At 69.7% G+C, this 26,742-nt stretch carries 17 protein-coding genes; 7 read left to right on the top strand and 10 right to left on the bottom strand.

Features of this window, described 5'->3' with window-relative positions:
* Nucleotides 1–14: 14 nt before the first annotated feature.
* On the bottom strand, nucleotides 15–2,663 hold the full coding sequence (locus FG99_RS14905; protein ID WP_043270730.1) for a nitrate/nitrite transporter: 2,649 nt from the start codon (nucleotides 2,661–2,663) through the stop codon (nucleotides 15–17).
* A gap of 331 nt (nucleotides 2,664–2,994) precedes the next feature.
* Here FG99_RS14905 and FG99_RS14910 point away from each other — a divergent pair, with 331 nt between their 5' ends.
* The 4 genes from FG99_RS14910 to FG99_RS14925 all read left to right on the top strand — a co-directional run bounded on the left by FG99_RS14910 (nucleotide 2,995) and on the right by FG99_RS14925 (nucleotide 7,164).
* The gene (locus FG99_RS14910) at nucleotides 2,995–4,689 is read left to right on the top strand and encodes an FAD-dependent monooxygenase (protein ID WP_043270732.1); all 1,695 of its coding nucleotides are present in this window, start codon (nucleotides 2,995–2,997) and stop codon (nucleotides 4,687–4,689) included.
* Between the two features lie 10 nt (nucleotides 4,690–4,699).
* Nucleotides 4,700–4,882 carry a hypothetical protein gene (locus FG99_RS14915; RefSeq protein WP_009621747.1) on the top strand — a complete coding sequence of 61 codons (183 nt, stop codon included), beginning with the start codon at nucleotides 4,700–4,702 and terminating at the stop codon, nucleotides 4,880–4,882.
* 90 nt (nucleotides 4,883–4,972) lie between these two features.
* Nucleotides 4,973–5,779, top strand: coding sequence for a helix-turn-helix transcriptional regulator (locus FG99_RS14920; RefSeq protein ID WP_043270734.1), 807 nt, complete (start codon nucleotides 4,973–4,975; stop codon nucleotides 5,777–5,779).
* Between the two features lie 851 nt (nucleotides 5,780–6,630).
* Nucleotides 6,631–7,164, top strand: coding sequence for an REP-associated tyrosine transposase (locus FG99_RS14925; protein WP_043270736.1), 534 nt, complete (start codon nucleotides 6,631–6,633; stop codon nucleotides 7,162–7,164).
* A gap of 235 nt (nucleotides 7,165–7,399) precedes the next feature.
* Here FG99_RS14925 and FG99_RS14930 read toward each other — a convergent pair whose 3' ends face one another.
* The 4 genes from FG99_RS14930 to FG99_RS14945 all read right to left on the bottom strand — a co-directional run bounded on the left by FG99_RS14930 (nucleotide 7,400) and on the right by FG99_RS14945 (nucleotide 14,701).
* Nucleotides 7,400–9,811 carry a glucose/quinate/shikimate family membrane-bound PQQ-dependent dehydrogenase gene (locus tag FG99_RS14930; protein WP_043270737.1) on the bottom strand — a complete coding sequence of 804 codons (2,412 nt, stop codon included), beginning with the start codon at nucleotides 9,809–9,811 and terminating at the stop codon, nucleotides 7,400–7,402.
* Nucleotides 9,812–9,855: 44 nt separating this feature from the next.
* Nucleotides 9,856–11,982, bottom strand: a complete 2,127-nt coding sequence (locus tag FG99_RS14935; RefSeq protein ID WP_043270739.1) for a TonB-dependent receptor family protein — start codon at nucleotides 11,980–11,982, stop codon at nucleotides 9,856–9,858.
* 59 nt (nucleotides 11,983–12,041) lie between these two features.
* Nucleotides 12,042–13,376: a carbohydrate porin gene (locus FG99_RS14940; RefSeq protein ID WP_043270741.1), complete on the bottom strand. Its 1,335-nt coding sequence runs from the start codon at nucleotides 13,374–13,376 to the stop codon at nucleotides 12,042–12,044.
* A gap of 479 nt (nucleotides 13,377–13,855) precedes the next feature.
* A complete protein-coding gene (locus FG99_RS14945) occupies nucleotides 13,856–14,701 on the bottom strand; it encodes a CAP domain-containing protein (protein ID WP_043270743.1) in 846 nt (281 codons plus the stop codon).
* 216 nt (nucleotides 14,702–14,917) lie between these two features.
* Here FG99_RS14945 and FG99_RS14950 point away from each other — a divergent pair, with 216 nt between their 5' ends.
* Both FG99_RS14950 and FG99_RS14955 read left to right on the top strand, forming a co-directional pair.
* Nucleotides 14,918–15,505, top strand: a complete 588-nt coding sequence (locus FG99_RS14950) for an NADPH:quinone oxidoreductase MdaB (protein ID WP_043270745.1) — start codon at nucleotides 14,918–14,920, stop codon at nucleotides 15,503–15,505.
* A 441-nt stretch (nucleotides 15,506–15,946) separates the two neighbouring features.
* On the top strand, nucleotides 15,947–16,228 hold the full coding sequence (locus FG99_RS14955) for a peptidylprolyl isomerase (protein WP_009621739.1): 282 nt from the start codon (nucleotides 15,947–15,949) through the stop codon (nucleotides 16,226–16,228).
* Between the two features lie 45 nt (nucleotides 16,229–16,273).
* Here the strand turns inward: FG99_RS14955 and FG99_RS14960 are convergent, their stop codons facing one another.
* The 5 genes from FG99_RS14960 to FG99_RS14980 all read right to left on the bottom strand — a co-directional run bounded on the left by FG99_RS14960 (nucleotide 16,274) and on the right by FG99_RS14980 (nucleotide 24,254).
* Entirely contained in the window at nucleotides 16,274–17,557 is a 1,284-nt protein-coding gene (locus FG99_RS14960; RefSeq protein WP_043270747.1) for an SLC5/6 family protein, read from the bottom strand.
* A complete protein-coding gene (locus FG99_RS14965) occupies nucleotides 17,554–18,666 on the bottom strand; it encodes a DUF917 domain-containing protein (RefSeq protein ID WP_043270749.1) in 1,113 nt (370 codons plus the stop codon). The genes FG99_RS14960 and FG99_RS14965 overlap by 4 nt, the downstream gene beginning before the upstream one ends.
* A 21-nt stretch (nucleotides 18,667–18,687) precedes the next feature.
* Complete coding sequence (locus FG99_RS14970; protein WP_043270751.1) at nucleotides 18,688–20,274, bottom strand: hydantoinase/oxoprolinase N-terminal domain-containing protein; 1,587 nt, start codon at nucleotides 20,272–20,274, stop codon at nucleotides 18,688–18,690.
* A gap of 11 nt (nucleotides 20,275–20,285) precedes the next feature.
* Nucleotides 20,286–21,230 (bottom strand): SphA family protein, encoded by a 945-nt coding sequence (locus tag FG99_RS14975; RefSeq protein WP_043270753.1) that lies wholly within the window; start codon nucleotides 21,228–21,230, stop codon nucleotides 20,286–20,288.
* Between the two features lie 381 nt (nucleotides 21,231–21,611).
* Nucleotides 21,612–24,254: a winged helix-turn-helix domain-containing protein gene (locus FG99_RS14980; RefSeq protein ID WP_160326819.1), complete on the bottom strand. Its 2,643-nt coding sequence runs from the start codon at nucleotides 24,252–24,254 to the stop codon at nucleotides 21,612–21,614.
* Nucleotides 24,255–24,848: 594 nt separating this feature from the next.
* Between FG99_RS14980 and FG99_RS14985 the strand changes: the two genes are divergently transcribed.
* Nucleotides 24,849–25,973, top strand: a complete 1,125-nt coding sequence (locus tag FG99_RS14985; protein WP_043270757.1) for a PilT/PilU family type 4a pilus ATPase — start codon at nucleotides 24,849–24,851, stop codon at nucleotides 25,971–25,973.
* The last annotated feature ends 769 nt before the right edge of the window (nucleotides 25,974–26,742 follow it).

A 26,742-nucleotide genomic window follows, 5' to 3' on the forward strand; every position in this document is an offset into this window, starting at 1 on the left:
CGCGGGCCGGATGGCTAGCAGCTCACCTCGGCGTTACGGCGGGTGTAGTAGAACCAGGTCACGACGATGCACAGGGCGTAGAAGACGATGAAGCCGTAGAGCGCCCACTCCGGCCCACCGGTCAGGTCGAACGAGCTGCCGAACGACTTCGGGATGAAGAAGCCGCCATAGGCCGCCACCGCCGAGATGAAGCCCACCGCGGCGGCGGACTCCTTCTCGCTCTGCAGCGCCTGCTGCTCGGCGGGCAGGCCGGGGAACAGGCGCGGCGTCTGGATGCGGAAGATCGCCGGGATCATCTGCGTGGTGCTGGCGTTGCCGACCCCGGAGAAGAAGAACAGCAGCAGGAACATGGCCAGGAAGCCCCAGTAGGCCCCCGGCTGGTCCTTGATGCCGATGAAGAACAGCACGCCGCCCACGCACACGGCCATGGCGACGAACACCCAGAGGCTGATGCGGGCGCCGCCGAAACGGTCGGCCAGGCCGCCGGAGAAGGCGCGGCTCAAGGCGCCGATCAGCGGGCCGAGGAAGGCGAAGCGCAGCACGTCGACCTGCGGGAACAGGTGCCCGGCCAGCAGCGGGAAGCCGGCGGAGAAGCCGATGAAGCTGCCGAAGGTGCCGGTGTAGAGCACGCTCATCAGCCAGGTGTGCTTGCGCTTGAAGATCGCCATCTGGTCGCTGAACGAGGACTTGGCGCTGGCGATGTCGTTCATCCCGAACCAGGCGGCGAGGGTCGCGGCGATGATGAACGGCACCCAGATGAAGCCGGCGTTCTGCAGCCACAGCGGGGTGCCGGCGGCGGTCGTCTGCGGCTCGCCGCCCAGGCTGCCGAACACCGCCAGGGTGATCGCCAGCGGCACCAGGAACTGCATGACGCTCACGCCCAGGTTGCCCAGCCCGGCGTTCAGGCCCATGGCCGCGCCCTTGGCCTGTTTGGGGAAGAAGAACGAGATGTTGGCCATGCTCGAGGAGAAGTTGCCGCCGCCCAGGCCGCACAGCAGGGCGAGGATCAGCATGATCAGGTAGGGCGTGTTGGGGTTCTGCACGGCGAAGCCGATCCACAGCGCCGGCAGCAGCAGCGAGGCGGTGGACAGCGCGGTCCAGCGCCGGCCGCCGAAGATCGGCACCATGAAGCTGTAGAAGATGCGCAGGGTGGCGCCCGACAACCCGGGCAGCGCCGCCAGCCAGAACAGCTGGTTGGGCGTATAGCTGAAGCCGGCCAGCGGCAGCTTGGCCACCACCACCGACCAGACCATCCAGATGGCGAAGGCCAGCAGCAGGTTGGGGATGGAGATCCACAGGTTGCGCGTGGCGATGCGCTTGCCCTTGGCCTCCCAGAACGCGGCGTCCTCCGGGTGCCAGTCCAGCAGCACGAAGCTGCTGGGGGTGGACAGTTCCGGCAGGTCGCGGCCCTCGCGCTGCTCGGCCCATTCCACGCGCTCGGCCATGCGGATCGCATAGTGCATCCAGGCCAGGGCGCCTGCGGCGATCAGGAACAGCAGCATGAAACAGCTCTGCCAGACGCCGATGACATCGTTGAGCATGCCGAAGGTCAGCGGCAGCAGGAAGCCGCCCAGCCCGCCGACCATGCCCACCAGGCCGCCGACCACGCCGACGTGCTGCGGGTAGTAGCTGGGGATGTGCTTGAACACCGCCGCCTTGCCCAGCGACATGAAGAAGCCCAGCACCACGATGACCGGGATGAAACCGGCCAGGCCCAGGTGCAGGGAGAATTCCAGGTCGCCGCGCACGCCGCTGACGATGTAGCGCGTCGGCGGGTAGCTGAGCAGGAAGGTGCACAGCACCGACACGCCGAGGGTCCAGTACATCACCCGGCGCGCGCCGTAGCGGTCGGACAGCCAGCCGCCGAGGATGCGGAACAGCGACGCCGGCACCGTGTACAGCGCGGCGATCACCCCGGCGCTGGCCAGGCTGACGCCGAACACCTGCATCAGGTAGTGCGGCAGCCACAGGGCCAGGGCGACGAAGGCGCCGAAGACGAAGAAGTAGTACAGCGAGAAGCGCCAGACGCGCAGCTCCGCCAGCGGCGCCAGTTGCTCCGCCAGGGGAATGGGCTGTTGCTTGCGCGCCTGGCTCTGCGGGTCGGACTTGGCCAGCAGCATGAAGGCCACGCCCATGACCGCCAGCACCGCGGCATACACCAGCGCGGCGCCGCGCCAGCCCAGGGCCAGCAGCAGGAAGGGCGCGGCGAAGTTGGTGATGCCGGCGCCGACGTTGCCGGCGCCGAAGATGCCCAGCGCCGTGCCCTGGCGCCCCGGCTCGAACCAGGCCGAGGTGTAGGCGGTGCCGACGATGAAGCCGCCGCCGGCCAGGCCCACGCCCAGGGCCGCCAACAGCAGGCTGTAGAAGTCCGTGGCGAAGGTCAGCAGGTAGACGCACAGCGCCGAGGCCAGCATCACCAGGCCGAACACCCAGCGCCCGCCGTAGCGGTCGGTCCACAGGCCGAGGAAGATCCGCGAGATGGAGCCGGTCAGCACCGGCGTGGCCATCAGCAGGCCGAGCTGGGTATCGGTCAACCCGAACTCGTCCTTGATCTGCAGACCGAGGATGGAGAACAGCGTCCACACGGCGAAGCAAAGGGTGAACGCCAACGTCGACAAGCCGAGGGCCCGGTATTGGTCCCGGACGGGAACGGTCGTAACCATGCGCACGCAGTCCCTGGCGAGCGCCTCGAACGGCGCTTGCTCTACAGGCCCGGGGGCGAGTCCCGATACCGGCGGCTACCGGTCCACAGCGAATAACGTCGCACTCAGGCCAATCACGGTTGATGTTGCTGCTTTCGTTATCGTGGCACCGCTTTGGTGCAAGAACTGAGCGTAGACAGGTTCCGCGAGAATTCCAGAACGCCGCCTCAGGCAGGCGCCGCCGCAGAGCCGGCTCAAGTTGTCCCCTTGCGGGGACATCGCGGTAGCGCGCGGGGGGTAGAGTCGTCGGCGAATCCGCCCACAAGCACAATAATCCCGGAGACGCACCGCGATGCACTGCCCTTCCGTCGAGCCCCGGCGCTCACTGTATTTCGACTACCAGGTCCACCCCGCCTTCACCGCCGCCGTGGGCGCCGCGCAGGCCGCGCGGCATGCCGTGGTCATCGTCGGCGCCGGGCCCATCGGCCTGACCACCGCGCTGGACCTGGCCCGCTACGGCATCCCCTCGGTGCTGCTCGAAGCCGAGCAGCAGGTCAGCGAGGGCAGCCGCGCCATCGTCTTCACCCGCCGCTCGCTGGAAATTCTCCAGCAGGTCGGCGTGGCCGGGCGGGTGACCGCCGCGGGGCTGGACTGGCGCTTCGGCAACTCCTTCTACCGCAACCAGCGGGTGTTCCGCATGGAGGCGCCGCAGGACGCGGACGACCGCTTCGCGCCCATGACCAACCTGCAGCAGCCGTGCCTGGAGCAGTACCTGGTGGAGGCCGCCCAGGCCAACCCGCTGATCGAGCTGCGCTGGGGCAACAAGGTGACCGCCGTGACCCAGGCAGCTGACCATGCGCGCCTGGAAGTGGACACGCCCGCCGGCCCCTACGCCCTGGAAGCCCAGTGGGTGATCGCCGCCGACGGCGCGCGTTCGGCCCTGCGCTCGCTGCTCGGGCTGAAGCTGGAAGGCGCGGCCTACGAGGGCCGCTTCGTGATCGCCGACATCCGCATCCGCCTGGACCTGCCCACCGAGCGCCTGGCCTTCTTCGACCCGCCGTGGAACCCCGGCAACACCGTGCTGATGCACCGCGAGCCCGGCGACATCTGGCGCATCGACTACCAGCTGCCGGCCGACGAGACGCCGGAGCAGGCCCTGGCGCCCGAGTCCCTGCGCGCACGCATCGACGCGCAGCTGGCCCTGGTTGGCGTGCAGGACTCGCAGTGGGAGCTGGACTGGTGCTCGGTGTACTCCGCCCGCGCGCTGACCCTGCCGGACTACATCCACCGGCGGGTGATCTTCACCGGCGATGCCGCGCACCTGCTGCCGATCTTCGGCGTGCGCGGGGCCAACACCGGCTTCCAGGACTGCAACGGCCTGGCCTGGAAACTGGCCCTGGCGCTCAAGGGCCTGGCCGGCCCGGCGCTGCTGCCCTCCTACAGCCACGAGCGCGTCGGCGCGGCGCGGGAGATCATCGCCGAGGCCGGCAAGAGCACCCGCTTCATGACCCCGCCCACGCCCGGCCAGCGCCTGGTGCGCGATGCCGTACTGTCGCTGTCGCTGAGCCAGGCCTTCGTCCGCCCGCTGTACCACTGGCGCACCTCGCGGCCCCACGACTACACCGACTCGCCGCTGAACTGCCGCGACGACGACGATGCGGCGTTCCCCGCCGGCCCGCGCCAGGGCGCGCCGCTGCCGAACGTCCGCCTGGGCGAGGACGACTACCTGTTCGACCACCTGGGCGCCGCCTTCCACCTGCTGTACTTCAGCGAAGCCGGCGAACTGCCCGACGACCTGCGGGCCCAGGCCGCCGCCCTGCGCGAGCGGGGCATCCCGCTGCGCATCCTGGCCATAGGCGCGGCCGATGCGGTGGACGGCGCCGACCTCAGCCTCGCCGACGCCGACGGCCACCTGCGCAGCAAGTACGCCGCGCAGCCGGGCGGCGCCTACCTGGCGCGCCCCGACCAGCACGTCTGCGCACGCTGGCGGCAACTGGACGGCGCCGCGCTGGGCCGGGCCATCCATACCGCACTGGGCAACGCCTGAGGGAACCGCCATGCAAACACTGACCATCGCCGGGCTGGAAAGCGTCTACGAACAACTGGCCGAAGCCCTGGACCGCGCGCCCCAGGCGCAGCGCGAGCTGTTCCTGGTCAAGCTGGCGCTGCTCGCCGCCGAGGCCCTGGGCGAGCCCGAACGCTTCGCCGAACTGACCGAGGCCGCCCTGCTGGACCTCTGAGCCCGGCCGATCCCCGGTCCGCCATGGCGGCGGCCGGGGTGCTACAGTGGCCGGCGCCCGCAACCCGCAGAACCCCGGAGGGACGTCGCGATGCAGTACTGGCCCCTGCGCGCCGGCAGCGTCGAGCACAGCCTGAACCTCGGCCACGCCGCCAACCTGTTCGCCCGCGTCGGCGGCAACCGCAGCCGCACCCTGGCCGCCGACCTGCTGCAGCTGATCGGCCCCGGCGTGCCCCTGGCGCAGTGCACCATCTTCGCCTATGCGCCGCGGCGCAACCCACAGGTGTTCTCCTTCGCCGACCGCGCCCGCGACGTGGCGCTGCCGCGCATCTCGCACAACTACGCCGAACGCTTCTACAGCCAGGACGGCAACCAGCAGGCCATGGCCCGCCGCGGCCCGGCCGAGCGCATCCTGGTGCAGCGCCAGGGCATCGACGACATCGCCCACCCCGAATACCGCCGGGTGTGCTACGAGCAGCCGCGCATCAGCGAGCGCGTGGCCCTGCTGGCCCATGGCGAGAACGAGCGCTGGCTGTCGCTGAACCTCTACCGCGGCCACGAGCACGGGCACTTCTGCGCCCGCGAGATGGACTACCTGGAAACCCTGGCGCCGCTGCTGATCCAGGCCGTGCGCCTGCACTACCAGGCCTGGCTGCAGGCCAACGAGCTGCCGCTGCTGCTGGCCGAACGCATAGCCGCCCGCCAGCCGGGCCTGACCCTGCGCGAGCAGACGCTGCTGCGCCTGATGCTGACCGGCGCCGACAACGACGCCATCGCCGCCCAGTTGGGCGTGCGCCCCTCCAGCGCCGCCACCTACGTCAAGCGCCTGTACCGCAAGCTGGGCATCGGCGGGCTGCGCGAGCTGATCGGCCTGGCGACCCAGGCGCAATGGGCCTAGCGCAGACGCCAGGCGGGCGCCGCGGAAAACCCCGGAAACGCTTTGGCGTAGGGCGCATAACGCCTCCGGCGTTATCCGCCGTTTGGCCTTGGCCATGCCCCGCTCGGTGACGAGCACGGAGCCGCCGTCAAAGCCGCGCCAGGTTCAACCATGCAGTGGCCGGCAAGAAAGGTGAGGCGGCGGATAACCGCGAACGGTTATTCGCCCTACGTTCATGGTGGGCTTGGCGTAGGGCGCATAACGCCTACGGCGTTATCCGCCGCTTGACCTTGGCCACACACCGCTCGGTGACGAGCATGGAGCCGCCGTCAAAGCCGCGCCAGGTTCAACCATGCAGTGGCCGGCAAGAAAGGTGAGGCGGCGGATAACCGCGAACGGTTATTCGCCCTACGCCCATGGCGGGCTTGGCGTAGGGCGCATAACGCCTACGGCGTTATCCGCCGTTTGACCTTGGCCATAATCCCGCTCGCTGCCGAGCACGGAGCCGCCGTCAAAGCCACGCCAGGTTCAACCATGCAGGGGTTGGCGAGGAAGGTGTAGCGGCGGATAACCGCGAACGGTTATTCGCCCTACGCCCATGGCGGGCTTGGCGTAGGGCGCATAACGCCTACGGCGTTATCCGCCGTTTGGCCTTGGCCATGCCCCGCTCGGTGACGAGCATGGAGCCGCTGTCCAAGCCGCGCCAAGTTCAACCACGGAGTTGCCGGCAAGAAAGGTGAAGCGGCGGATAACCGCGAACGGTTATTCGCCCTACGCCAGGTCCGAGTTTCGTGTAGGGCGAATAACGCGAAGCGTTATCCGCCGCCTCCCCGGGTACCCTGCCACATGGCAGAGCCCAGGGAGGAGCACCGATGCCGAATTACCGACGCGCCCGGATTGGCGGCGGCACCTACTTCTTCACCGTCACACTCCGCGACCGCCATTCGGACCTGCTGGTGCGGGAGATAGCCCTGCTTCGCCAGGTCGTCGCCAGGACCAGACGCCGCCATCCGTTCCGGATAGATGCGTGGGTAGTACTGCCGGAACACATGCACTGCCTATGGACGCTTCCACCGGGCGACACCGATTACGCCACCCGCTGGAAAGTCATCAAGACCGGCTTCGCCCGCCACATCCCACCGGGGGAATGGCTTTCCATCGCACAGCGCCTGCGCGGCCAGCGGGGAATCTGGCAGGCTCGCTACTGGGAACACCTGATCCGTGACGACAGCGACTACCAGCGGCACTTCGACTACATCCATATCAACCCGTTGAAACATGGGTTGGTCACGGCGTTGAAGGATTGGCCATTCTCGACCTTTCATCGAGCTGTCGCCGAAGGTATCTACCCCGCGGATTGGGTCGGGGACCTTTCGCTGGAGGTACAGGCGGCGGAGCGGTATTGAAGCCCCGCCAAGTTCAACCACGGAGTGGCCGGCAAGGAAGGTGAAACGGCGGATAACCGCGAACGGTTATTCGCCCTACGCCCATGGCGGGCTTGACGTAGGGCGCATAACGCCCCCGGCGTTATCCGCCGCTTGACCTTGGCCACACACCGCTCGCTGCCGGGCACGGAGTTACCGAATGAAAAACGCCCGCGGATCACTCCGCGGGCGTTCTTTCATTCCAGCGCCGCCACCCTCAATCCGGCAGCGCGAAGGCCATCACGTAATCCCCCTGGCGGGTGCCCAGAGAGCCATGCCCGCCCGCCATGACCAGCACGTACTGCTTGCCGTCCTTGCCGGTGTAGGTCATCGGCGTGGTCTGGGCGCCGGCCGGCAGGCGGCCTTCCCAGAGGACCTTGCCGTCGCGCATGTCGTAGGCGCGCAGATACTGGTCCAGGGTGCCGCTGAGGAAGCCCAGGCCGCTGGCGGTGGTGATCGGCCCGCCCATGCTGGGCACGCCCATGGTCAACGGCAGCGGGACCGGCGAGTTGTCGCGCACGGTGCCGTTCTTGTGCTTCCAGATCACCTTGTGGGTGGTCAGGTCCACCGCCGCCACGTAGCCCCAGGCCGGGGCCTGGCAGGGCAGGCCGATGGGCGACAGGAAGGGTGCCATGATCACGCCGTAGGGCGCGCCGGCGTTGGGTTGCACGCCTTCGGTCTCGCTCTTGCGGGCCGGGCCGCCGGCGACTTCCTCGCGGGAGACCAGCTTGGACTTGAAGGCCATGTAGTCGGGGTTGACGAACATGATCTGGCGCACCGGGTCGACCGACACGCCGCCCCAGTCGAACACCCCGAAGTTGCCCGGGAACACCAGCGAGCCCTGCAGCGACGGCGGGGTGTAGATGCCCTCGTAGCGCAGCGACCTGAAGTCCAGGCGGCAGAGCATCTGGTCGAACGGCGTCACGCCCCACATGTCCTTCTCGCGCAGGGTGGTGGGCATGAAGTTCAGTTCGGACATCGGCTGCGTCGGCGAGGTGTGGTCGCCTTCCACCGCGCCCTGCGGCACCGGGGTTTCGTTGATCGGCACGATGGCCTCGCCGTTGCGGCGGTCGAGCACGTAGATGCTGCCCTGCTTGGTCGAGGCCAGCAGCGCCGGCTTGATGCCGTCGGCGGTCTTCAGGTCGACCAGGGTCGGCTGGCCGCCCACGTCCATGTCCCACAGGTCGTGGTGGGTGAACTGGTGGGTCCAGCGCACCTTGCCGGTGGCCAGGTCCAGCGCGGTGACGCCGGCGCTGAACTTCTCCGCCTCGGGGGTGCGGTTGCCGCCCCACTGGTCGGGCATCTGGTTGCCCATGGGCAGGTAGACCAGGCCGAGCTTCTCGTCGACGCTGGCCACCGACCACATGTTCGGCGAGTTGCGGGTGTAGGTCTTGTCGGCGGCGATCGGCGCGGTGGCGTCCGGGTTGCCGCTGTCCCAGTTCCACACCAGGTGGCCGTCGCGCACGTCGTAGGCGCGGATCACCCCGGAAGGCTCGTCGGTGGAGACGTTGTCGGTGACGTGGCCGCCGATGATCACCAGGTCGCGGGTCACCGCCGGCGGCGAGGTGGAGTAGTAGCCGCCGGCGGTGAAGCTGCCGATGTTGGCGCGCAGGTCGATCTCGCCCTTGTCGCCGAAGCCTTCGCAGACCTTGCCGGTGTCGGCGTCGAGGGCGATCAGGCGGGTGTCGGCGGTGGGCACGAACAGGCGTTTCGGGCAGCTGCCGGCGGCCGGCGCCGGGCTGGCGACGGTAGTGCCGTCGGCGGCCTTGGCGGCGTAGGCGGCTTCGTCATGGTAGGCCACGCCGCGGCAGGTCATGTGCGCCCAGCCCTTGAAGTTGGCCGCGTTCTGCGTGCTCAGCTTGGGATCGAAGCGCCAGAGTTCCTTGCCGGTGTCCGGGTCCAGGGCGATCACCTGGCTGTGCGGGGTGCACACGTAGAGCTTGCCGTTGACCTTCAGCGGGGTGTTTTCCGCGGTGGTCTCGCCCGGATCGTTCGGGCCGGGCAGGTCGCCGGTGCGGAAGGTCCAGGCCAGCTTCAACTGGTGGACGTTGTCCGGGTTGATCTGCGTGAGCGGCGAGTAACGGTCGCCGAAGGCGGTGCGCCCGTAGGCCTGCCAGTCGCCCTCGGGCTGCGCCGGGGCGGCGTTGGGCACGCCGGCGCTGGCGCGGTCGATGCGCCCTTCGATGCGGCCCGGGTTGGTGAACTGCGAGGCGATGGCGGTGGCACCGGCCAGCACCACGGCCAGGCCCAGCAGCGCAGTGGCCTTGGGCGCCGGGCCCGCGGCCAGCAGCGGGCGGCGCAGCCAGGGCAGCAGCAGGACGATGCCGAGCACGAACCACAGCGCCAGGCGCGGCACCAGTTGCCACCAGTCCAGGCCCACTTCGTACCAGGCCCACAAGGTGCTGCCCAGCAGGAACAGCGCGTACAGGCCGATGGCGGCGGCGCGGCCGAGCAGCAGCAGCACGCCGGTCACGGCCAGCACCGCGCCGGCCACCAGGTAGTAGAGCGAGCCGCCCAGGCTCAGCAGCTTGATGCCGCCGGCCAGCAGGGCCAGGCCCATCAGCAGCAGCAATAGTCCGAGCAGGCTCGGCAGCAGGCGTGGCCTGCCAAACGCACCGTCAGTGCTCATGCGTGTTCTCCTTCGGTCTTTCAGTGAGCGGGTACTGCTTGGGTTCAGAACTGGTATTGGAGGCCGGCGCCGGCGTACCAGGAGCGCCCCGGGGCGGCCTCGTAGTAGCGGCCGTTGCTGTCGCCGACGATGACCGAGCCGACGTACTGGCGGTCCAGCAGGTTGTCCAGGCGCAGCAACTGGTGGAACGTCCAGGGGCCATAGCGCTGTTCGAAGCGGGTGCGCCAGTTGAACACCGCGTAGCTGGGCGCCGGCTTGTCCTCGTTGCTGTCTTCAACATAGACCTTGCTGCGGTACTGCCCTTCGAAGCCCATGCTGACGTCCTGGCGCGGCTTCCACACCAGCTCGCCGTAGAGGCTGCTGCCGGGCACGCCGGGCAGGTGGTTGCCCTTTTCGATGAGGTTGCCGCCCTCGACGAAGTCCTGGTCGTAGGTGGCTTCCAGGCGGGTATAGGCGAGGGTCGCGTCCCACTGTTCGCTGAGCTGGCTCTGCACGCCCAGTTCGAAGCCGCGGCGCAGCGTCTTGCCGGCGTTCTGGTAGCTGGTGCGGCCGCCGGTGGAGCTGGCGACGACGATCTCGTCGTCGGTACGGATTTCGAAGACCGCCGCGTTGACCCGCGTGTTGCCGCCGACCCTGGCCTTCAGGCCCAGTTCGTACTGGGTGCTGGTGGCCGGGTCGAGGCCGAAGTTGAAGCTTTCCACCAGGCCCGGGGCGTAGGCCATCTCGGCCTGGGTCGGCGTCTCGAAGCCCTTGCCGGCGCTGACGTAGCCGTGCAGCTCGGGGGTGAAGGCGTACATCACCGACAGCGACGGGGTGTTCTTCTGGTACTTCTTCGAACCGCTGGAGTCGCCGTTGGCCAGGTAGTGGTCGTCCACCTCCATCTTCATGGTGCTGTGGCGCAGGCCGGCGTCGAAGGTCCAGTCGCCCAGTTCCCAGCGCGCCTGCACGTAGGGGTCGAGGCTGGTGGCGATGTCGTCCTCGTCGCGACGCAGCTCGCCCTTCACCCCCAGCAGGTCGCCGCTGTAGTTCTGGTAGCCGTGGCGGTCGTCGCGGCTGCGGTCGTAGTCCACCCCGGTGGTGACGGTCAGCTCGCCGGGCACGCCTTGCACCGGCTGGATCCAGCGCAGGGTGCCGCCGTGGAATTCGCGGTCGAAGTCCACCACGCCGCCGCCGCGCTGGGTGTTGGAGACCACGCCCCTGGGGATCGACAGGTACTGGATGACGCTGCGCTGCCCGGCGTAGAGGTTGAACTGCAGGGTGGCGTCGCCGAAGTAGCGCTCGTAGTTCATGCCCACCTGCTGGTGGTCGATGCTCTTGCGCGTGTCGTAGGTCTCGGCCACCGACGCCACCGAGCGCGGGTCGTGCTGGTAGGCGGCCCAGGTCTGGCCCAGCGGGTCCTGGGTGCCGTTCTGCTCCAGGCTGCTGTAGATCAGCGCCAGGCGGCTGTCGTCGTCGGGGCGGAAGTTGAGCTTGGCGAAGGTCTGGTCGCGGCGCGCGGCGCTGTGGTCGCGGTAGCCGTCGGTGTCCATGCGCGAGGCATCGAGGAGGAAGCCGGCCTTGTCGTTGCCGCCCTCGGCGTAGAGGTGGTTCTTGTTGAAGCCGTCGCTGCCGAAGGTGGTTTCGGCGCCGACTTTCGGCGGGCCGGAGCCGTCGCGGCTGAACATCTGGATCACCCCGCCGGCGTTGCTGCCGTAAATGGTCGAGGCCGGGCCGCGCAGCACCTCGATGCGCTCGGCCACGTCGAGGTTCAGCGTCGCTGCCTGGCCCTGGCCATCCGGTGTGCTGGCCGGGATGCCGTCGCTGAGCAGCTTCAGCCCGCGGATGCCGAAGGCCGAGCGGGCGCCGTAGCCGCGCGAGGAAATCTGCAGGTCCTGGGCGTAGTTCTGGCGGTTCTGCACCACCAGGCCAGGCACCCGCGGCAGCACCTCGGAAAGGTTGACGCCGAGCTGGCCGTCGCCGATCTGCGGCTGCTGCACGGTATCGATGGAGAACGGCAGGTCGAAGCTGGAGACCGGCGCGTAGGTGCCGGTGACGACCATCGGGGCGAACACCTCGTCGGCGGGCACGGCGCTGTCCGCGGCAAGGGCGAAGGTGCCGGTGCCCAGGCCCCAGAGCAGCAGCGGCGGCTGCAGGGTCATGGCGAGGCTGAGCGGGCGAAAACGCAAGGGCATGCTGGGGTTCCTGCTCCCTGCCCCGGCGCTGGCCGGGGCCTTGGTGATGACTGGGCGGCTCAGAAGCTGGACTGGATCTTCAGGCCGGCAACCAGAGCGTTGTCCACCTCGTAGACGCCGCCGGGATGCTTGATGTATTGCAGGTTCGGCCGCACCGTCAGCCAGTTGGTGACATGCACGCCGTAGTACAGCTCGGCGTCGTATTCGCTGTGCTGCACCGGCTGGAACAGCGGGTTGTCGTAGTCGTCGAAGCCGGCGACCTGGTTGATCTGCTTCTGGTGCTTGGTCACGTCATCGTTGATGTGGATGCGCGCCACCGCCAGGCCGATGTCGTCCTTCGGCCGGGCATCGAACAGGCCTTTGTAGACCGCGCCCACCTGCTGGTAGTTGTCGATGCTGTTGGTGGCCTGGTCATGCACGGTGAAGTTGGCGAACAGGCTCAGGCCGCGCGAAGCGTCGCCGTCGTGTGCGGTGACCTGCTGCTGTGCCACCACCCACCAGCCGTGCTTGCTGCCGTGGGACTTGAAGGCGTTGCCGGTCAGCGCCTGGGGCTGACCATCGACGTCCTCGTAGACGTCGTCGGCCTTGGCGGTGCTGTAGTAGTAGCCCAGGCGGTATTCGCCCGGCAGCCCGCCGACCTTCGGCGACCACACCAGCTCCACCGGCAGGATCGCGCCCTTGGTGCCGCTGCCGCTGAGCTTGAAGCCGTTGCCGGTCTCCAGGTTCGAGGGGTTCTGCTCGTAGGCGCCGACCTGCACGAAGAACTCGGGGCTCAGGTTGTACTTCACCCGCAGCGCCCACTGCGCCACCGGCCAGTTGTACCAGATGCCGCCGACCCAGTTGCCCACCTGCGAGCCGCAGAACGCCAGGTTCTGGAAATCACAGGGGAAGCTGTTGAAGTCCTCGCCCTCGCCGAACTGGCCGACCTTGATGTCCAGGGCGTCGTCGAGGAAGGTCTGCTTGTACCACATCTGCGTCAGCCGCCAGGTCTGGCCGCGGCCCCAGACTTCCTGCACCGAGCTGAGCTGGCCGGCGCGCGGGTCGCTGATACGGTCGTTGGAGAGGTTGTTGCCGCTGCGCTCGGTCACCGTCAGCTGGAACTCCGCGCCGTGCCAACCGAGGATCTTCTGCAGGTCAAGGTGGGTGCCCAGCGCCCACTGGTCGGTGTAGCGCGCGGTCTTGTCGTCGTTGTAGCCGCCGTGCAGGTTGCCCGCGCCCTCGCCGACGTAGTCCAGCTTGAAGTCGTAGCCCTTCTCCAGCAGCTCGCTGCGGGTGCCGCCCCAATCCCCCAGGCCCCATTTCGAATCGGCGGAAAAAGCCTCGTCGCCATGGGCGCCGCCGGCCAGCAGGGCGAGCAGCCCCAGCCCCGGAGCGAGATTGCGGGCGGTGATCATGGGGGCTATTCCTCCTGGCAGCCTGAAGCGAAAAAGCGCCACCCGGCCCGCTCCCCAACGGGGCGCGAGCCGCATGGCCAAACGAAAACTGTAGAACAGGGGCCGACGCAGCGCTCTGGCGCGGCCATTCCCCCTGCCCCGGAAAACCTGCGCAGCCTTGAGACAGCGCTATCTTTTGCAGGTGAAAAAAACGCCCGGTCGAAGGCGATGCGCACGTTACTGCCCGCGCGGGCTAATGGCCAGACGCAGGGCTGGCAATATTATTTTTCATATCCCGTAATAATCCAGCCGCTTGACGAAATTTTCTTGCGCATTCCCACAGAAAAAGTCAGGGATGGATCGATGGGTTTCGCTTCGCTCAACGCCATCCTACGCATTCGCCGGATGCCACGTCGGGAGCGGGGACGCAAAGGCCTGGAGCGCCGGAAAAGCACTATGGACAGCGCTGTCCAGGCGCTTCGGTCCCTGCTGAGGCGCGCTCAGGGCGCGCCGAACATCGCCGTCCAGTAGATGCCGGCGTCGCTCTTCGGGTCCACCGCGTAGGCCGCGCCCAGCTCGCGGTACTGCGGGCTCATCAGGTTGGCGCAGTGCCCGGGGCTGGCCAGCCAGGCCTGCACCACGGCATTCGCGGTGCCCTGCCCGGCGGCGATGTTCTCGCCCACGGCGCCGGCGCTGTAGCCGCCCAGCTCGGCGCGGTCGCCGGGGGTGCGGCCGTCGCGGTCCAGGTGGGAGAAGTAGTTGCCGTTGGCCATGGAGCGGCTGTGCTCCTCGGCCACGCTGCCCAGCACCGCGTTCCAACCCAGCGGCGCGGCCTTGGCGAAGCCCTGCCCGCCACACTGGCGCGCCTGGCCCCGCGCGGCATTGACCGCCTGCAACAGCTTCTGCCCCTCGGCCTGCCAGTCGCCCAGCTTGCCCTGCAACAGCGGCCGCGCCAGCACCACGCGCCAGTCGTTGCCCTGGCGGCTGACGCCGACCTCGATGAACTGCGGGTCGAGCAGCACCTGGCAGAAACTCTCCTGCAACGCCGCCATGGCCGCCTGCTCGTCCTTCGGCCCGCTGAGGCTGAGCATGCGCGCGCTGCTCATGGGGTAGCCGCTGGCCTTGAGCGCCGACTGCCAGTCGGAAACCCCCGGCGCCAGCACCAGGCGCGCATCCTGCCCCAACGGCGGCAACGCCTCGCTGGCCCGGCCGGCGCAGGCCTGCGGCTGGCTGCGGTAGAGGTTGATGGCTTCGAGCAGCGGCTCGGCCGCCACGGCATGGCCGGCGCCAGCCAGCAGCGCCAGGGACGGCAGGAGGCATCGCAGAACGGACGGCAAGACGCGCATGAAAGGCTCCCTTGGTGGACTGCCGGACATGATGCGCGATCCGGCGGGATTTCGCTGCCCCCTGGCGCGGGGGCGAAGTCGCCGATTGCATAACCTGGAGCAATTCCCGGCGCCGATTCGTGAGTTGGAAACACAAATCAATTGCCGCGGGGCCGGTTTTTCCGCTTCCGCGGCCTGGCTATCCTGCCGGCCACTCACAGCTTTCGGAGCCTTTCCATGAAAAACATCCTCCTGCTCAATGGCGGCAAGCAGTTCGCCCATTCCAACGGCCAATACAACGCCACCCTGCACGAAGCAGCCCTGGCCCACCTCGACCACGCCGGCTTCGACGTGAAGCAAACCTTCATCGACGGCGGCTACGACATCCAGGAAGAGGTGCAGAAACTCCTCTGGGCCGACGTGGTGATCTACCAGATGCCCGGCTGGTGGATGGGCGCGCCCTGGACCGTGAAGAAGTACGTCGACGAGGTGTTCACCGCCGGCCACGGCAGCCTCTACGCCAACGACGGCCGCACCCGCTCCGACGCCTCGCAGAAGTACGGCAGCGGCGGCCTGATCCACGGCAAGCGCTACATGCTCTCGCTGACCTGGAACGCCCCGCAGCAGGCCTTCGACGACCCCAGCGACTTCTTCGAGGGCAAGGGCGTGGATGCGGTCTACTTCCCCTTCCACAAGGCCAACCAGTTCCTCGGCATGCAGGCGCTGCCGACCTTCCTCTGCGTGGACGTGATGAAGCGGCCGAACATCGAGGCGGATGTGGAGCGTTATCGCAAGCATCTGGACGAGGTGTTCGGCAAGCGTTGAGGCACGGTCTGCCTCACCCGCGCCATTTCCCGTAGGGCGCATAACGCCTACGGCGTTATCCGCCGCCTGGCCTTGGTCCCCGGCGCCTCCGGGGCCGACCTCGGCGTTGGTGGCGACCTCGGTGTATCGGCGGATAACCGCGAACGGTTATTCGCCCTACGTTATGGTCGGGCCTGGCGTAGGGCGCATAACGCCTACGGCGTTATCCGCCGTCTGGCCTTGATTCCCGACGACTCCGGGGCCGACCTCGGCGTTGGTGGCGACCTGGGTGTATCGGCGGATAACCGCGAACGGTTATTCGCCCTACGTTATGGTCGGGCCTGGCGTTATCCGCCGTCTGGCCATGGCCCCGGCGTATCGCCCCGACGGAAACCCTCCGCACCGTACCGGCAAATGCGCTAGTCTCTGCCTCCCTCCCCTCTGCCTTTCAGGAGCATCACCATGGCCCGCGCTTCCGCCCGTCACATCCTGGTTTCCAGCGAAGCCAAGTGCAATGAACTCAAGGCCGCCATCGAAGGTGGCGCCGACTTCGCCGCCCTGGCCCGCGAGCATTCCACCTGCCCGTCCGGCCGCAGCGGCGGCGACCTGGGTTCCTTCCGCCCGGGCCAGATGGTCCGCGAGTTCGACCAGGTGGTGTTCAGCGCGCCGCTGAACCAGGTCCAGGGCCCGGTGAAGACCCAGTTCGGCTACCACCTGGTGGAAGTCACCAGCCGCGAAGACTGATCCCTCCACGCCGGGCGCGCCTCAGGGCAACAGCGCCCGGCTGCCTTACCGGGCCACGCCCGGCTTCCGCACTCCGCGGCGCGTGGCGATGGCGCGCAGCAGCAGATAGCAGCCAGCCGCCAGCAGCAGCGAATCCAGCGCCGGCACCCAGGTCAGGGTGAACGGCCAGAGCACCTGCAATGCCGCCGCCCCTACCCCGCAGGCCCAGGCTCCGAAGGCTTCCGGCCGCCAGCGGCGAGGGCTGCGCACGGCGCCCCGCAGATTCAGGTAGTAGTTGCACAGGTAGACCCCGCCCACCGGCGGCAGAGCCACGGCCAGCAGCGCCAGGTAATGCTGCAGGGCGTCGCCCAGGCCGGCCAGCCCCAATGTCGCGCCGACCAGCCCGGTGAACAGCGCCAGGCGCCGGCGCTGCACCTGCGGCGCCACGCTGGCGCACACCAGGGTCGCCGCGTAGAGGTTGTAGGCGTTGGTCGACCAGGCCGAGAGCAGGATGATCAGCATCGCCGGCAGGCCCAGGCCGAGGGCGAGCATGATCGCCACCAGTTGCCGCTCCCCGGTGGCCAGGCTGGGCAGCCCGGCCAGCGCCAGCACCAGCGGGAAGCCCAGGCCGAAGGCACAGAACACCGCCGCCAGCGCGCGGCCGGGCGACAGGGCGTGGCGGCAGATGTCCGGCAGCAGGATGCAGCCGATGACCACCCCGCCCACCACCAGCGACATGCCCTGCAGCACCGAGTAATCCCCGGCGCCACCGCCCGCGGGCGGCATGCCGTGGCCTTTCAGCGCCACCCAGCAGGCCCACAGCACCAGGCCCAGCTTCAGCGGCGTGGCCAGTTGCGACAGCCGGTCCAGGGCGCGGAAGCCGACCAGGTTGGTGAGCAGCATCAACAGACAGCCGACCAGGCTCCAGCCCTGCGCCGGCACCCCCGCCAGGAAGGCCGGCGCGGCCGCCGCCATGGCCTGGCCGAACAGGCCGGCGACCACGCCGAACCAGCCCAGCAGCGCCAGCGACAGCACCAGGTTGACGCAGCGCCCGCCCACGGCGCCGAAGGCGTCGAGGATCAGCATGTAGGTGCTCAGCCGCGAGCGCGCCCCGGCGTAGGCGGCGGGCAGCGCCAGCAGCAGGAGCACCGCGCCGCCGCCCAGGCAGGCCAGCAGCGCCTGCTGCCGGCCCAGGGCGTGGGCCAGTTCGGCGCCGGTGACGAAGCACGGCAGGGCGATCAGCGCGCCCATCAGGATCAGGCCGAGGCGCCAGGCGCCCAGGCCTTCGCCGTGTGGCAGGGCGCAGGTGGCAGGGTCGCCGTCGGGCTGCGCGCCAGGTAGGTCGTTCATGCCGGCGCCCTCCCCTGGTCATCGGCCAGGAAGGAGCGCCACGGCGAGTCCAGGCCGAAGCGCGCCGGGCCCACCACCGCCAGCGCCGCCTCGCTGAGCAGGCACGGCGGCGCGGCGTAGGCCAGCAGGCGCACGCGCATGCCGTAGCGCAGGTTCTCGGCGGTCAGCGGTTCGGCGCTCTCGCTGTCCAGCAGGCACAGCAGGTCGGGCACCACCGCCAGCACGCGCTCGCCCTGGCGGGCGCGGAGGAACTCGTTCTGGATGTCGATGACCACCGCTTCGCCGCTGCCACTGGCCGGCTCCAGCAACACCTGGCCCCAGTGGAAGCCGTCGCGGGTCTCGTGGCGCACGTCGGCGACCTTGCCGTCGAACAGCTCGCAGGCGCGGCGCCCCGGCTCCAGGCCGTCGAGGAAGCGCACCAGCCCGGCCACCGGGTCGGCGCTGCCGGCGCGCGCCTCGCGGATGTGGCGGCCGATGCGCAGGGCCTGGGTGATGCTGCCCGCTACCGCGAAGCGCTTCGCCTGGGCCCCGCTCAGCGGATAGAGCACGCCGTACAGGCTGCCGCCCAGGCTCGCGGCCAGGGCCCGGACCATGTGTTCCAGGCTCGGGTTGTCGACCGCGCTCAGGCGCGCCAGGTTGCCCAGGTCGTCGCTGAACAGAGCCGGCGAAGCGTTGCAGCCGTGGATGCCGAAGGTGGTCATGTCGATGTGCGGGAAGGCCCGGCCGATGCCGTCGGCATCCACCAGCGGCAAGCCGCTCAGGGCCGCGGCGGCCAGCGGCAGCATGGCATTGGCGCCGCCGACCTCGGCGCAGATCAGCGCGTCTATCGGCCGCGCGTAGAACGCCTCGGCCTGCTGCAGCAGGTGCTGCAGGGCGGCCTCGCTGAGCAGGTGTTCGACCAGCACGGTGGGCGCGCCTATCCCGGCGACGCTGACCACGAAGGCCTCGTCGGCGAGCTCGGCCAGCGGCAGCAGGCGCGGCTGCAGGCCACGCTGCAGTTGGCGACGCAGGAACAGCTCGCCGACATGGGGGTCGCCCCCGCCGCCGGTGCCCAGCAGCACGGCGCCGCGCGCCAGGTCCTGGCTGGAAATGGTATCGAAGCAAGGCATGCTCGGGTCCTCTTCGGGAGTTCAGTGAGCGGCGGCCAGGGCCAGGTCGCCGACGGCGCGGACCTGCACGCGGGTGGCGCCGGCGCGCAGGTGCGTCATGGGCAGTTCGTTCAGTTCCACGACGCCGACGCTGGCGGGCTCGGCGCCAGCCTCCACGGCGGCGTCGATGGCCTCCTGGCGGGCCAGGCGCAGCACGCTTTCGCGGTTGCCCGGGTGCATCTGGAACAAGCGGTCGACACGCCCGCTGACCTGGGCGATGGCCGCGCCGATGGCGTTGGCCACCTCCGCGCGGGCCGGGCGCAGCACCTGCGCGGCGCCCTGCAGGTGCATGGGCAGGAGGATGCTGCCGCCACCCACCAGCACCACCGGCAAGGGCGCGCTGCTGGTACGCATGCGTTCCAGGGCGTGCTCCAGTGTCCCGCGGATGGCGGCCATGGCCTGCTCCACCTGGGCCGGTTCGAGATCGGCGAGGCGCCTCGGGTCGCCGATGCCCTGCAGGCCGTGGGCGGCCACGGCGATGTCGGTCGCGCACAGCGCGTCGCCGCCGAACACCCTGGCCCGCTGGCGCAAGCGCAGGCCCAGGGACTCGGGGCCGAGCACCGGCCGGCCACCTTCCAGGCGCACCAGGGTGCCGCCGCCGAGGGCGACGGACAGGGTGTCGGGCATGCGCAGGTTGCAACGCACCCCGCCCAGTTCCAGGGGGCCGGCGGTCTGCCGTGGGAAGCCCTGGACCAGGGCGCCGATGTCGCTGGTGGTGCCGCCGATGTCCAGCACCAGGGCGTCCTCCACACCTGTGAGGAAGGCCGCGCCGCGCAGGCTGTTGGTCGGCCCCGCGGCGCAGGTGAGGATCGGGAAGCGCGTGGCCATCGACGGGGTGATCAGGGTGCCGTCGTTCTGGCTGATGAACAGCGGCGCGTTCAGTTGCAGGCGGCGGAAGGCCCGCATCAGGTCGCCGACCACCCGCTGCGCCAGCGGCTGCAGGCTGGCGTTGACGATGGCCGCATTCTCCCGTTCCAGCAGGCCGATGCCGCCGACATCCGAGGACAGCGTCAGGTGCACCGCGTCACCCAGGACCTTCCGCAGCACCGCCGCCGCTTCCTGCTCGATGTCCGGGCGCAGCGGGGCGAAGGTGGTGGACAGCACCAGCGCCTCGGCGCCGCGCTGGCGGATCGATGCGCCGATCCGTTCGAGCTGGCGCACATCCAGCGCGCTGTAGGTGCGGCCGTTGAACAGCGCGCCGCCGTCGGCCAGGAAGACCTGCCCATCGATCGCCTCGCACAGCTCCGCCGGCCAGCCCAGCAGCGGCGGCACGCCGTCGCCGCGCGGCAGGGCCAGGCGCACCACCGCGACCCGCGCCAGGTGCCGGCGTTCGAGGAAGGCGTTGAGCAGCTGGGTGGTGCCCAGCATCACCGCGGCCACCGCCGCCGGTTCCACCGCCGCCTCGCGCAGCAGTTCGTCGACCGCCGCCGCCACGCCGTCGCCGACCGCCGCGGTGGTGGGGCGCTTCAGGGCGCAGAGCACTTCGCGGCCGCGCATCAGCACGGCGTCGGTATTGGTGCCGCCGACATCGATGCCGATGCGCAGCGCAGGGGTGTCCTTGCGGACCATGGGCTCTCTCCTCAAAGCGAACGTGACCAGACGACGTAGGCGGTATTGGCCGCCAGCGAATTGCGCGTGCTCAGCGGCGCCAGCGCCTTGAACTTCAGCGAGCCGGCGGCGCGCGGCAGGTCGTAGGCCAGCACCGGCCCCAGCGCGGTGGCGCGGTAGCGCCGGCCGTCCGGCTCGACGCGCGCGCCGTGCTGGCGGTCGTCGTCGAGCTGGCGCGCGTGGTAGCCGGCCAGGCCCAGCTGCCAGCGGCCGATGCGCTGGCCGACGGCGAAGTTGAGGTTGGCCACGGTGCCGCTTTCGTAGTCGGTGGCGCGGTTCCGGGAAGCGACGTTGACGAAGGCGTGGAGGCTCAGCTCCAGGCCCTCGCCCAGGGCGTTCGGCCCGCCGAGGTAGGTGAGCGCGGCGTTGGGCACGAAGAAGTAGACGTTGCGCCCGGAGGTGTAGAGGTCCGAGGTGTTGTAGCGGCCGCTGGGGAACACCATCGAGTACGCCAGCTTGAGCGTCGCCCCGGTGGGCCGCTGGCCGGGGGCGGCGTCGCCCAGGTAGCGGCTCCACATCAGCAGGTCCGCGTAGAGGTCGCCGAAGCCCTGGTAGTGCTGGGCCTCGCCGTTCAGCTCCATGCGCCCGCCGTTGACGCTGCCCTGCAGGCTGGAGGCCAGGGTGCCGCCGAAGACCTGCCCGGGGTAGACGTAGAGCAGGCCCAGGGCGGCCACCTGGGACGCCATGCGGCCTTCCAGCGCCGGGTCGCGCCCGCCGTCGTTGCCATGGAAGCGGTCGCCGCTGGCGTAGCCGAGCACCAGCCCGCCGTACAGACCGGAGGTGGCCGGCAGCAGCGCCGCCCCCAGGTCGGTGCCGCCCACCGGCCCGCCGTAGCTGGCCCCCTCGGCGGCGAATGCGCAGGCCAGGGGCAGCGCCGCCTGGCCGAGGAGTACCGCGGTCGTTCTTCGAAGATTCATTGCACGCCTCCTGCGCCCTGCCGGCTGAGCCGTCGCGGCTCACGGCCTGGCGAAGCCTGCGGCCTCGTGGGCCGCGGATTGTTGTTGTCATGGGCTGGCCGCGCGGCGCAGTGCCGCCGCTGCCTGCCGGGCGCAGTATGCGAAGACTCGGACGGCGCGAGCCGTCCCGGGATGAGGGAAGGTGGCGGGTAAATCGGGGGAGCGCTGCCCCCCGTCGCTAAGGCGCTGGCGGGAGTGGCCTGGATGGCGTCCTGGCGTTCGGCCGCGCGGGATATGCGGACGCAGCCCACGGAGGAACCTGGGGGAAGCAGCCGATCCCCCGGCGAAGAATCGAGACCGCGCCCCGGTTTCCGTTCCGGCAGGCCGGAACGGCGCCCTGGCTCAGGGCAGGATGGCCCGGCGCCGCGCCACGGCCAGCGCCTCCCGGCGCCGGTGCACGCCCAGCTTGGCGTAGACCGATTTCAGGTGCTGCTTGACCGTCTCCGGGGAAATCCCCAGTTCGCGGGCGATGACCTTGGTGGTGCGACCGCCGGCCAGGCCCATCAGCGCATCCAGTTCGCGCCGGGTGAACAGGGCCTGGGCATCCAGGCGCGCGCGGAAGTGCCTTTCCCAGAGTTCGATGCAGCGCGCGATCAATTGCGCCTGGGCGTGGCCCTGGCGCCGCGACATCTCGCGCAGGTGGGTGATCACCTCGGCGCCCGCTTCGATGAAGCTCTGCACCGCGCCGCCCTGGCCGAGCAATTCCAGCGCTTCGTCGAGCACCGCCGTGGGCTGGCCGGGCAGCTCGCCGGCCAGCAGCGCGTGGGCCTTGAGCGCCAGGGCGCGGCCGACGCAGGAGCGGTTGCGCCGCTCGCGGGCCAGGCGCTCGAAGGCCTCCGCCGTCAACAGCGCCGCCGCCATCTGCCCCTGGGCGGCCTGCAGCCAGTAGTGGGCCTGGGCGATGGCGACCAGCTCGGCCCAGAACAGCGGGCGCCCGTCCAGGATCTCCTGCCAGAGCTTCGCCAGGTTGATCTCCAGCGCCAGTTCCAGGCCGGCCTCCACCTCGCCCTGGCGCAGGCGCAGCTCCACCAGGGTCGCGGCCACCGCGCGGCGCAGCGGGTACTCCAGGGCCCGCCCGGCCCAGGCCGCCTCCAGGCTGGCCATGGCCTGGGCGCTGTCGCCGAGGAAGTAGGCCGCCCGCGCCGCGCCGATCAGGCCGCGCTCCCAGGCCTCGGCCATGGCGTTGCCCAGGCGCGAGGCGCAGTGCGCGAACGCCTGCCGCGCCTGCTCCAGCTCGCCACGCACGTAGTGGACATGGCCGAGCAGCGCATGCACCAGATGGAAGAGCACCCGCGCCTGTGGCGAGGCCAGCGGCCCGTCCTTGGCCAGCAGGAAGGTCACCGTCTGCAGCACCTCGTCGAAGCGCGCCTGGGCGCTGTCGCTCAGGGCCCGGTAGACCAGCGACCAGGGCTGGTTCTCGCGGAAGCCCTCGCTGCGGTTGACCTCGATGAACTCCTCCAGGCGCAGGCGCGCCTCGTCGATGTTGCCGTAGCGCAGCAGCAGCATGATTTCGCTCGGCAGCACCAGGCACAGGTAGCGCGGGTCCTCGAAGAAGCGCGCGCGGGCATCGGCCACGGCCCGCACCACCACCTCGCGGGAGGCGCCGTCGCCGGCCCGCTGCACGCAGCCGATGAGCATCATCGCGCGCACGTAGAGCAGGTCGGTGCGCGTCTCCGCGTCTTCCGCCGATGAGGTCACGCCGCCGTAGGCGGCCTCCAGCCGCGACAGGTCGAGGCTGTCCTGCAGCGTCTCGCCGCTGAGCATGTGCAGGCAGATGAGCATCAGGCGCAGACGCGGCTCGCGGCGCACCAGGGTCAGCGGCAACAGTTCGAGCAGCGCCCGCGTGCGCGCCGCCCCCTCGCTGACCAGCAGGCGCACCGCGCCGGCTTCCAGGATGATCGACACGGCCTGGTAGTAGAGCCCCCCTTGCGAGGCGTGCTCGACGGCGCGGAACACCTGCTGGCGCTGGGCGTGGAAGTCGGCCGCGCGCCCCTGCAGTAGGGCGAAGCGGTCCGGCTCGCGGCTTTCCAGGCGGCCGAGGAGGAATTCGCGCAGCAGCGGATGCAGGCGCACCCGCAGCGGTTGCTCGGGCACCACGATGGGCGCCAGGCGCGCGGCCTCGCGCAGCCAGCGCTCGGCGTCGTCGCGCCCGCGCAGGGCATTGGCGCTGGGCACGTCCACGCTGTCCAGGATGCTGCAGTCGAGCAGGAACCCGCTCAGCTCCACAGGCAGGCTGGCGAACACCTCCTCGGCGAGGTAATCGAAGATGCCGCCCAGCGAGGCGTACGGGTCGGTCTCCGGCGGCGCCTGGCCGTCGAGGTTGCCGTTGCAGCGCAGGCGCAGCAGTTGCAGGGCGAAGGGCCAGCCCTCGGTGTAGTTCGCCCAGTAGCGGGCGCGCGTCTCGCCCAGCTGCGCGCCGAGCAGTTGCTGCGTCTCCTCTTCGGTGAACCGCAGGTTGTCGGCCTCGACGACGCGCAGCAGCCCGGCCAGTTGCAGTTGCGTGAGCGGCAGCGCCGGTTGCCGCCGGCTGCCCAGCAGCAGGCGGCACCCCGAAGGCAGGCGCCGGGCCAGGTCCTCCAGCAGCCGCTCGACTTCGAGGTCCAGGGCCAGGTCCAACTGGTCGACGAACAGGTTGCAATTGCGCGGGCAGGCTTCGAGCAGGCCGAGCAGCGCGCCAAGGCCGGCATCCGGCGCTGGGCCCAGCCCACCCTGGTGCAGGCACTGCAGCAGGCTTTCGAGGAACAGTTCCGGCCGGCAGTCGCTCTCGCCGCAGTTCACCCAGAAGGTGTACTCGCCCCGCTCGGCCAGCAGCCGCTCGACCTGCGCCAGCAGGGTCGTCTTGCCGAAGCCCGCCGGGGCGCAGACCAGCACCAGGCGGGCGTCCCTCGGGGCGGCGCCGAGCAGCGCGTCGAACAGGCGCTGGCGGAGGAGTGAATCACTGATGTCGACGATCGGGGCGAAACGGCCATCGGCCAACGTACTCATGCTTGCAGTTCCCATACGTTCTCCAGGTGGCGCCGGCGCCCCGGGCATGGCGCGGATCGCCGGCGGTGGTGCGGGCGGCCGGAAAAGGGTTGTCTCCGTTGGTCGAGTGGGTATTGCGTATCTTTCGCATCCAGGCCCGGACCAGGATGCGCTACGCACAGGTGGACCCGGCCGGCCGCCGGGGGATCGAGCCCTGTCGCGTGTCTGCACGAACCTGGCGGCCTTCCTGCCGCCTTCCGGCACGGCAGTATGGGAAGCTGCCGGCTACGGACAGCGGTAAAAACGGGGGAGTGCCTAACCGCAAATGGGGGATGGCGACGGTCATTGGCAGCACCAAGACGAAGCATTGAGAAATGCCCGCGCAAGTCAGCCATCCACGTCCGCAAGCAACGAAGGATTGGGATTTGTATTGCGTAGGAAATCGGCCAATCTGGCGCAGCCCCATCGACATCGCCGGGACGACCCAGGTCAAGAAATCGGCGCCGCCGGCACGCTAGGCTGCGCGCCACCCAACAGGCCACCGTCCGCCAGGCCGGCTAGGCTGAGAACATGCGCCCGTCCCACCCCGGGCGCCCGCCCTTGCGAGGATTCCCCATGAGCGATGCCAGCGACAGCGCCCTGCCCGACGTCTTCAGCCTGCTGCACCAGTTGGCGCAGCACGCCGGTTCCGACATGTTCTTCAGCGTCGGCGCGGCGCCGCACATCAAGGTCGAGGGCGTCAGCCGCCCGGCCGGCGAGCGCCGCCTGCGCAGCGGCGAGGTCAAGCAGCTGGCCTACCAGTTGATGTCGCAGCAGCAGATCGCCAACTTCGAGCGCGACCTGGAGATGAACCTGGCGGTGGCGGTGCCCGGCAGCGGGCGCTTCCGCGTCAACGTCTACCTGCAGCGCGGCGAGGTGGCCATGGTGGTGCGGCTGATCAGGCAGGTCATCCCCGACGCCGCCAGCCTCGGCCTGCCGTCGATCCTGGAGAAGCTGGCGGTGCAGGACCGCGGCCTGATCCTGGTGGTGGGCGCGGCCGGCGCCGGCAAGTCCACCACCCTGGCGGCGATGCTCGACTTCCGCAATCGCCACCGTTCGGGGCACATCGTCTGCATCGAGGACCCCATCGAGTTCCTCCACAGCCACCAGCGCTCGATCATCGACCAGCGCGAAGTCGGCCTGGACACCCACAGCTTCGAGGACGCCCTGCGCAACGTGCTGCGCGAGGCGCCGGACGTGATCATGCTCGGCGAAATCCGCGACGCCGCGACCATGCAGCACGCCCTGCACTACGCCGAGACCGGCCACCTGTGCATGGCCACCCTGCACGGCACCAGCGCCCGCCACGCCATCGAGCGCATCGCCCGCTTCTTCCCCGACGAGGCCCGACCGCAGGTGCTGGCCGACCTGTCGCAGAACCTCCTGGCGCTGGTCGGCCAGCGCCTGGTGCCGGGCACCACCCAGCGCCGCGTGGCGGCGGTGGAACTGGTGCTGGGCACGCCGCACATCCGCGGGCTGATCCAGCGCGACGAATTGCCGGAACTGCGCGGCGCCATCGAACGCGCCCTGGAGCAGGGCATGCAGAGCTTCGACCAGAGCCTGTACCAGCTGCTGGAAGCCGGCCGCATCAGCGTCGCCGACGCCCTGAAGTTCGCCGACTCGCGCACCGACCTGAGCCTGAAGATCAAGCTGGAGCGGGGCTTCGATGGCGACGACGGCGGGAGTGCCTTCGGTATCTGAGCCCTGCCCCGCTGCATGCGCAATCGCGGATGAGATCCGCCCTACGCCAAGCCCGCCATGGGCGTAGGGCGAATAACCGTTCGCGGTTATCCGCCGCTTCACCTTTCTTGCCGGCAACTCCGTGGTTGAACCTGGCGCGGCTTCGAGGGCGGCTCCGTGCTCGGCAGCGAGCGGGGGCATGGCCCAGGTCAAACGGCGGATAACGCCGGAGGCGTTATCCGCCCTACGCCAAGCCTGCCATGGGCGTAGGGCGAATAACCGTTCGCGGTTATCCGCCGCTTCACCTTTCTTGCCGGCAACTCCGTGGTTGAACCTGGCGCCGCTTCAACAGCGGCTCCGTGCTCGTCACCGAGCGGGGGCATGGCCCAGGTCAAACGGCGGATAACGCCGGAGGCGTTATCCGCCCTACGCCAAGCCCGCCATGGGCGTAGGGCGTATAACCGTTCGCGGTTATCCGCCGCTTCACCTTTCTCGCCAGCAACTCTGTGGTTGAACCTGGCGCGGCTTCAACAGCGGCTCCGTGCTCGGCAGCGAGCGGGGGCATGGCCCAGGTCAAACGGCGGATAACGCCGTAGGCGTTATGCGCCCTACGCCAAGCCCACCATGGGCGTAGGGCGTATAACCGTTCGCGGTTATCCGCCGCTTCACCTTTCTTGCCGGCAACTCCGTGGCTGAACCTGGCGTGGCTTCGACAGCGGCTCCGTGCTCGGCAGCGAGCGGGGGCATGGCCCAGGTCAAACGGCGGATAACGCCGGAGGCGTTATGCGCC

This window comes from Pseudomonas sp. AAC (genome assembly GCF_000725445.1).
Classification (GTDB): domain Bacteria; phylum Pseudomonadota; class Gammaproteobacteria; order Pseudomonadales; family Pseudomonadaceae; genus Pseudomonas; species Pseudomonas citronellolis.